Origin of the sequence: Massilia agri, from assembly GCF_024753255.1 — a bacterium.
GTDB classification, from domain to species: domain Bacteria; phylum Pseudomonadota; class Gammaproteobacteria; order Burkholderiales; family Burkholderiaceae_D; genus Telluria; species Telluria agri.
In genome coordinates this window covers 67,260-75,444 of the sequence record NZ_JANUHA010000022.1, presented here as the reverse complement: position 1 = coordinate 75,444, position 8,185 = coordinate 67,260, and the positions used below count along the sequence as shown (strand labels likewise).

Annotated in this window: 4 protein-coding genes; 3 read left to right on the top strand and 1 reads right to left on the bottom strand. The window is 65.2% G+C overall.

The window, feature by feature from the left end; all coding sequences use genetic code 11:
* Nucleotides 1–84: 84 nt before the first annotated feature.
* Nucleotides 85–1,266 (bottom strand): sterol desaturase family protein, encoded by a 1,182-nt coding sequence (locus tag NX780_RS22345; protein WP_258830095.1) that lies wholly within the window; start codon nucleotides 1,264–1,266, stop codon nucleotides 85–87.
* Between the two features lie 245 nt (nucleotides 1,267–1,511).
* Here NX780_RS22345 and NX780_RS22340 point away from each other — a divergent pair, with 245 nt between their 5' ends.
* From NX780_RS22340 to NX780_RS22330, 3 genes are read left to right on the top strand one after another with little or no spacing between them, the layout of a single operon-like run.
* Nucleotides 1,512–3,434: a type VI secretion system Vgr family protein gene (locus NX780_RS22340; protein WP_258830094.1), complete on the top strand. Its 1,923-nt coding sequence runs from the start codon at nucleotides 1,512–1,514 to the stop codon at nucleotides 3,432–3,434.
* A gap of 23 nt (nucleotides 3,435–3,457) precedes the next feature.
* Entirely contained in the window at nucleotides 3,458–3,925 is a 468-nt protein-coding gene (locus NX780_RS22335; protein WP_258830093.1) for a DcrB-related protein, read from the top strand.
* Between the two features lie 3 nt (nucleotides 3,926–3,928).
* A complete protein-coding gene (locus NX780_RS22330) occupies nucleotides 3,929–8,185 on the top strand; it encodes an RHS repeat-associated core domain-containing protein (RefSeq protein WP_258830092.1) in 4,257 nt (1,418 codons plus the stop codon).

The following is an 8,185-nucleotide window of genomic DNA, read 5'->3' as shown; positions in this document are numbered from 1 at the left end:
GAACGTTGCACACTTTTGTGCATGTTTTTGCTAGCAGATGTACCTCAGGCTTGGCGCGTCAAGGTTTCATCAGCATACGGCCCTTCATTTCTTCGCAAATGGATAGACCTGCTGCTTCAGATAACCATCTGGAATCCTGCTGCCGACGACACCGTATTTTTCCGGGAATTGCCGGTCCGTTTTCACGGCGGTGCCGAAGAAGTAGTCGATGAAGGCGAAGTGGGCCGCGTAGTTCTTGTCGATGGCGACTTTTTCGCTGCTGTGGTGCCAGTGATGGAAGTCGGGCGTCACGATCAGGTACTTCAGCGGGCCCCAGGGAAGGTGCACGTTCGCGTGGTTGAACACCGCCTGGAAACCGACGATCACGATGTACATATCGACGACGCTCTTGTCGAAGCCGAGCAGGAACAGCGGCGTGAGGACGGCGATACGCGTGACCAGGATTTCCACCATGTGCAGGCGCGAGCCCGCCAGCCAGTCCAGGGTTTCCACACTGTGGTGCACGGAGTGGATTCTCCACAGCCAGGGTACTTCATGATAGGCCCGGTGCACCGCATATTCGGCCAGGTCGGCAACCAGGAGGCACAGCAGCAGCTGGGGCAGGAAAGGGATGTTGCCGATGAATTGCTGGAGCCCCTCCTCGCCGACGACGATGAGCTGGGCGCGGTGGATGACGAAGTTCACGATCAGGAGCATCAGTCCGACCAGCAGGTGGTTCACGCCAAAGTGGACGAGGTCGGTCTGCCACTCCTTGCGGAAAATGGGCTGGTTCTTATACAGCGGGAACAGCTTCTCGAGGATGACGAAAACGGTCGTCGAGCCGAGCAGGTCGAGGACCAGCCAGTCCATCCCCAGATACGGCGTGTGATCGGGAAAATCGCCGACAGGCACCGTGGAGCCGCCCAGGGCGATCGTCACTAGCACGAAGGCGAAGGCAATGATATTGACGTTGCGGCGCCGGTTGAACACGATATTGAAGAGCGATAGCGTGCCCGATACCAGCAGCCCGCCGAACAGCAGCGCACGGCACCAGTCGACGTTGTAGGCCTTGCGCAGCTCCGGTGTGGTCAGGTATTGCGGGAACAGGAATGCCAGCACACCCATGAAGCTCAGGAAGCCCAGGCTCAATGCCAGGGTGGTCGTGATCGTGCCCTGGCCCGGGGTGAGTTCGCCGTCGGCACGCAGGAGGCCGGTGGTGTCGTCGACGATGTCGCCGACGCTGGGAAGAAGGGTGGCAGGCGTTGGATCAGGAACGTGTTTTGACATGGTGCGAATGGACTGTTTGAAACTGCAGCGTAGCCTATATCAGTTTCTGCCAAATAACTATTCACTGTGAATATCCTTGTAGATAGGCTCGATAATTCCAGCCTGACAACCTTCAATCGCCAAGGAAATAAGTGTAGATCCGGAGTAATACAATTTTGATCATTTCTTGTCTTCGCTTGATTTTAAAGTTTTGCATTTCGTTATAATTTCGACTGCAGAGCCAACCATCAAACCGGAGACACGCTATGCGCGATGGGATTTCCACCCTGCTGGCTGCCATGGACGAACGCCAGCACAACCGTATCCTGCGGCTGTCGTTTCCGAACGGCGACCAGCCGCAGTCGACCCTCCTGGTGAACGTGCTGGAAGCCTCGGAAGGCTTGTCCCGCCCATTCGCCTACACCCTCGAACTCCTGTCGGACGATGCGCACATTCCGCTCAAGCAATTGCAGGGCAAGCTGCTGTGCGTGGAGCTGGTCCGCAAGGATGGCACGATGCGCCACTTCACCGGGCGGGTGTTCCAGTTCGGCCTGAAGAAGGTCGACGGCGGCCTCGCCTACTACGAAGCGCGGCTCGGTCCCTGGCTGGACTACCTCGGCCTGCGCAAGGACAACTACCTCTTCCACAACACGACCCTGTACGAGCAGGCCGCCAGCATCTTCCGGGACTACGGGTCGGTGGCCGACTGGGACTGGCGCGTGAAGCAGCCGGGACGGCCGATGAAGGACGCCTGCCAGTTCGACGAAACCGACCTGAACTACCTGGCGCGCCGCTGGAGCGCAGCCGGCCTGTTCTACTGGTTCGAGCACAGTGCTTCCGGCCACCGGCTCGTGGTGTCGGACGACTCGACCGTGGCCGCGCCCATCGACGGTGACCCGGATGTGCCCTACCAGCGCCACGCCGGCGCCGCCGAGGAAGACGGCTTCGGCGAATGGTCGCCCGTGCGCGAGCTGGTGCATGGCAGCGTCTCCCTGAGCAGCTATGACTTCAAGAGCGGCCGCCCGGTCGTGACCTCGACGTCGACCCTGAACCAGCAGGGTGACGTGCCAAACATCGAATCCTATGAGTACCTGGGCGCCTTCGGCTTCAAGGACCTGGCCGGCGCCGACGCCCTGGCGAAACTGCGCATGGAAGAGATCGAGGCGCGCGGCAAGCGCTTCGAGGGCGCCGGCAACAACCGGCACCTGATGCCGGGGCGCTGGTTCCGCCTGACCGGCCACTTCGACGGCGAGGACGACAACGAATTCCTCGTGGTCGAATGCCGGCACCGGGCCACCAACAACTACCAGGTGGGCGAGGGCGGCCTGCCGCACTACGAAAACCAGGTTTCCTGCATCCGCAAGAAGATTCCCTGGCGGCCCGGGCGCGGTTTCCACTGCAGCGAGACGCGGATCTACGGCATCCAGACCGCGACCGTGGTCGGCCCCAGGGGCGAGGAGATCCACACCGACGAATTCGGGCGCGTGCGCGTGCAGTTCCACTGGGACCGCGAAGGCACGGGCGACGAGCGCAGCTCGACCTGGATCCGCGTCGCGACGGCATGGGCGGGCTCGAACTTCGGCATGACCTCGATTCCGCGCATCGGAACGGAGGTGATCGTGTCCTACATGGGCGGCGACCCGGACCGGCCCATCATCACGGGCATGATCCCGAACGCCAACACGATGCCGGCGTGGCAGCTCCCGGCGAACAAGACCCAGAGCGGCATCATGTCGCGCTCCTCGCCCGGCGGCGGCGTGAACAACGCCAATGCGATCCGCTTCGAGGACAGGAGCGGCGGCGAGCAGATGTTCGTCCAGGCCGAGCGCAACCTCGATACGGTGGTCAAGAACGACGAGACCCGGTCGGTGGGCAGCAACCGCACGTTGCAGGTGGGCGGCGACAATTCGCTGCAGGTCGGCGGCAACCATACCCAGGGTGTCGGCAAGGATGTCACGCACACGGTGGGCGGTGCCTACACCGAAACCATCCGGCGCGACATGACCGTGAACGTCACCGAAGGACGCCAGGACAGCACGATCAAGGGCGACGTGACGGTTACCTCGTCGAACGGCGAGATCACGGTCACCTCGCCGCACAAGATCACCCTGAGCGTCGGCGGCAGCACGATCACGATGACGCCGGACGAGATCACCATCGTGGCCGGCAAGATCTTCCTGAACCCCTGAACCCCTGAACCTCGGAGTACTGTATGAGCAATCAGCCTCAATCGGCTGCGGAGCCGGCGCGTGTCGGCATGCATGAAGGCAGCGTCTGCCTGCCGGAGGGCTTCGAAGATCGCACGGCCAATCTCTTCGTGCCGAAGGATCCGCAAAGCCAGCCCAATCTGAGCATTGCCCGCGACTGGCTCGCGCAGGGGGAAACGCTTGCGATCTACGTCGACCGCCAGCTTGGCATGCTCAAGGCGCGCATGCCCGGCCATAAGCTGCTGGCGCGTGGCGAAGAACGCCTCGGCCTGCAGGAGCCGGCGCTGCCTGGCGAGCGCATCGACGCCCAGTACAAGAACGGCGCGCAGATCGTGCGGCAACGCCAGGCCGCCTTCGATATCGGCGGCGGCCGCCTGCTGGTCTTCAGCGCCGCCACGCCGCGCGGCTTCGACGAGCATTTCGAGGCCTTGTGGCGCAGCTGGCTCGACAGCTACCAGGCGCCCGGGGCCTGAACCATGTTCGAAGCCGCCCGCCTGACCGACCCGATCGCGCACACCAGCGCGCTCGGAGGATTCCTGATCGGCGCCGTGATCGGCGTGGCGCTCATCGCCGCCGTCGCCTTTGCCACCTTCACCTGCGGTTTCGGCGTCGCCCTGCTGGCAGGCCTGGCCGCCGGCATCGGCGCGTCGGTCATCCTCGGGCTCGGGGAGGCGATAGGCAGTATGTTCTCGTCACCAGCGGGCGCGATCAGCACAGCCTCGCCGAATGTGTTCACCAACGGCCGCGGCGCCGCCTACGCGACGCTCAGCACCGTGGCATGCGACAAGCACAATCCGCTGCCGCTGATCGCGGAAGGCTCGGGGACGGTGTTCATCAACGGCATGCCGGCCGCGCGCAAGCAGGACGCGATCACCTGCGGCGCGAAGATCGACGACGGCTCGAACAACGTCTTCATCGGCGGCGGGCGGGTCGCCTACCTGCCGGTCGAGGACGAGGTGCCGGCCTGGCTGCGCACGACGGTCGACTGGGCCTTCGCCCTGGCCGGGCTGGTCGGCGGCCTGGCTGGCCTGGTCAAGGCGGCCGGCGGTGTGTCGCGGGCGGTCCTGCCCTGTGCGGCCAAGTTCATCGGCGGATTCATGATCGGCGAGGCGGTGGGGCGCTACGTCGCCGCGCCGGTGGTCAGCCGGGTGATGGGCGGCCTGTTCGGCAGGCCGGTCGACGTGACTACCGGACGCAAGCTGCTGCTGGCGCAGGACGAAGTCGACTTCGTGGTGCCCGGATCCATGCCGTTCGTCGTGTCGCGCTTCTACGCGAGCGATATCGCCGCCGAGGGCGCACTTGGAAAGGGCTGGGTGCTGCCGTGGGAGCTGCGCCTGCAGCGGCGTGACGGCCAGCTCTGGCTCAGCGACGCGCAGGGCAGGGAGACCGGCTTCCCGCCAGTGCCGCCGGGGCACACGATGTACAGCGAGGCGGAGCAGCGCTACCTGGCGTGCACCGGCGACGGCCGCTACATCATGTACGACCTGAACGAGATTTACTACGACTTCGGCTACCTCGATGCCGAAGATGGCGCAGGCGCGTGGGTCCAGCGCGTGGAGGACCGCACTGGCCAATGGCAGGCGTATTCGCGCGACGGACATGGCCGCGTGCTGGGCGTGCGCACCGGCGGCGGCGTCGTCCTGCGGCTGCGCTATGGCGAGTCGCTGCCGGCGCGCCTGACCAGCATCGAGCGCGTCGATGCCGATCCGCGCGTGCTGGTGCGCTACGAGTACGACGCACAGGGCCAGCTCGTCTGCGTGCTTGACGCGAACGGGCATGTGGCGCGCCGGTTCACGTATGCGGGTGGGCTGATGACCAGCCATACGGGTGCACTGGGACTGGTCTCGCACTATGAGTGGAAGGACATCGGCGGAAGCCCGCGCGTGGCCGTTTGCTGGTCGAGCGAGGGCGAACGCGCCGAGTTCAGCTACGACCTGGCGGCGCGCCGCACCGAGGTGCGCGATGAGCTGGGCCGCGTCGCGCAATGGCGCTACGACGAACAGCTGCAGATCGTCGAATGCACCGACCTCGATGGCGGCAGCTACCGGTTGGACTTCAACGAGGCGGGACAGCCGACCCGGATCGAACTGCCCGGCGAGCGCGTCCTCGCCTTCGACTACGACGCGCTTGGCCGCATCGTCGCCGAAACCGATCCACTGGGGCGCCGCACCGAGAGCAGTTACGACGGCAACAGCATGCGCATCCGGCAGATCGCCTTGCCCGGCGGCGCACGCTGGCGCGCCGAGTACGACTACCTGGGACGGATGCTCAAGAGCGCCGATCCCCTGGAGCGGGTCGAGCGCTACGAGTATGCCGCCGGCCTGAGCCCCTTGCCGCTTGCCCGTATCGATGCGCGCGGCGGACGGCAGGCGATGACGTGGAATGCGCTTGGCCAGATGACCAGTTATACGGACTGCTCGGGCAAGATCACCCATTACGCCTACGACGCCGCAGGCTACCTCGAAAGCGTCACGGACGCGATGGGCCACCGTACGCGTTTCGAGCGCCTGCCGACCGGGGAGCCGGTGCGGGTGACGCTGCCGGATGGCAGCGCCCAGGAATACAAATACGATGCGGCCGGCCTGCTGGTCGAGCAGCGCTATGGGGGCGCGGTGGCCAGCTGGCTGCGCAATGCCCGCGGCCAGGTGCTTGAGGCGGTGGATCCGGCGGAGCGGCGGCTCGTCTACCGTTATGACCCGCGGGGCAAGCTGACGGAGCTGGCGACCGCGCCAGCGACGCGCTACGCTTTCGGCTATGATGCGGGCGACCGCCTGGTGCGGGAGCTGCGCCCGGACGGCGTCGAGCGCCTGCTGCATTACGACGCCAGTGGCGAGCTGGCGGAGCTCGAGCGGCTGGGAGCGCCCCCGCCGGCCGGACAGGAGCGCGCCCGGCGCAGCACCCGCTTCGAACGGGACAGGATGGGCCGCCTGCTGGCCCAGGCGACCGCCACCTCGCTCAGCACCTACACATGGAGCGACGCCGACCGCCTGCTGGCGGCGCGGCGCGAACCCACCGAGGCCGGCGCCCTGCTTGGCGTTACGGCCAGCAGCGTCGCCTTCGACTACGACAAGGCAGGGAGGCTGCTGGCGGAGCACGGCGCCGAAGGCATGGTGGCCTACAGGCTCGATGAACTCAACAACATCGCCTCGCTGGCCCTGCCGCACGGACAGCACGTCGACCTGCTCAGCTATGGTTCCGGCCACGTCCACCAGATTCGCGCCGGCGAGCGGGTCATCAGCGATTTCGAGCGTGACGACCTGCACCGCGAGGTGCTGCGCACGCAAGGCAGGCTGACCCAGCGCATGGGCTACGACCCGTTGGGGCGGCGCAGCTGGCAGGCGGCGGGCACGGTACCGGGTGCGCTGGGTCCGGGGCAAGGGCAGCTGTGGCGCAGCTACCGCTATAGCCGCCTGGGCCACCTGGCCGAGCAGCACGACAGCGTGCGCGGACGCATCGACTACCAGTATGACCCGGCCGGCCATCTGCTGCGCCAGAATCGCGGCGCCGCCGTGGTACAGGAGCAGTTTGCCTGGGACGCGGCCGGCAACCTGCTGGCGGACAGTCCCGACCGGAGCGCGGGCAGGGTGGAAGGCAACCGGCTCAGGGTCTGGCGCGATCTGCGCTTCGACTACGACCCCTGGGGCAACCTGGCGCGCAAGCGCAAGGGTTCCCAACAGGAGCAGCGCTTCGTCTTCGATGCCGAAGACCGGCTGGTTGCCGTGGTGACGGAGGATGGGCAGGGCGTGGTCGAGACGCGCTTCGAGTATGACCCCATCGGCCGGCGCATCGCGACCAGCGAAACGAAACGCAGCCTGACCGGCGCGAGCCGTACCCAGCGGAGGCGCTTCGTCTGGCAGGGGCTGCGCATGGTGCAGGAGGTGCGCGATACCAGCACCAGCAGCTATGTGTACAGCCCGGACGATCCCTACACCCCATTGGCGCGGGTGGATGCCGTCATGGGCGGCGCGATCGCGGGCGCGGCGATCGAACGGGCGCGCGCTTCGTCGAGGATCTACCACTTCCACACCGATCCGGTGGGCACACCGCTGGAGTTGACCGACGAGGCGGGCGAGCTGGCCTGGGCGGGTAAGTACAGCGCGTGGGGCAAGGTGGAGCGCGGGGAAGATGCGCTGCTGCTCGAGCGTACCGAGCAGCCGTTGCGCTTTCCGGGGCAATATGCGGATAGCACGACGGGGCTGCATTACAACACGTTCAGGTATTACGATCCGGATGTGGGGAGGTATATCAGTCAGGATCCGATTGGGTTGTCGGGCGGGCTCAACTTGTACGCCTATACCCCAAATTCGACTGGATGGATGGATCCCCGAGGTTTGGCGGCTCTTGGCCAGATCGGGACGTACGCTAGCCTTAATGGAGGTAGCAATGTCGGCGACGGATTGCAAGCGCATGAACTTGTTCGGCACGAGTACCTACAACAGATGGGCCTTGCAGGGGAGACGCGACTGGGAGATAACCCGTCAATTGCACTGGATCTTGACCATCACACAAGGGGCCCCTTTAGGGACACAAGAGGTATAGGCGGTGCGCATTACCATGAAGCGAAGATCCGCTCGAGTTATGGGCTGGGTCCACATGAGTTCCATCCTCAGGTGAAGGTGGAACTGGACATTACCCAAGGTGCACTTCGCAAGGCTGGAATGCCTGCGAGTCATGTACGTAGACTACGTAAGCAATCCAACAGCTTCCTACAGAAACTAACGGCCGGATGTTAA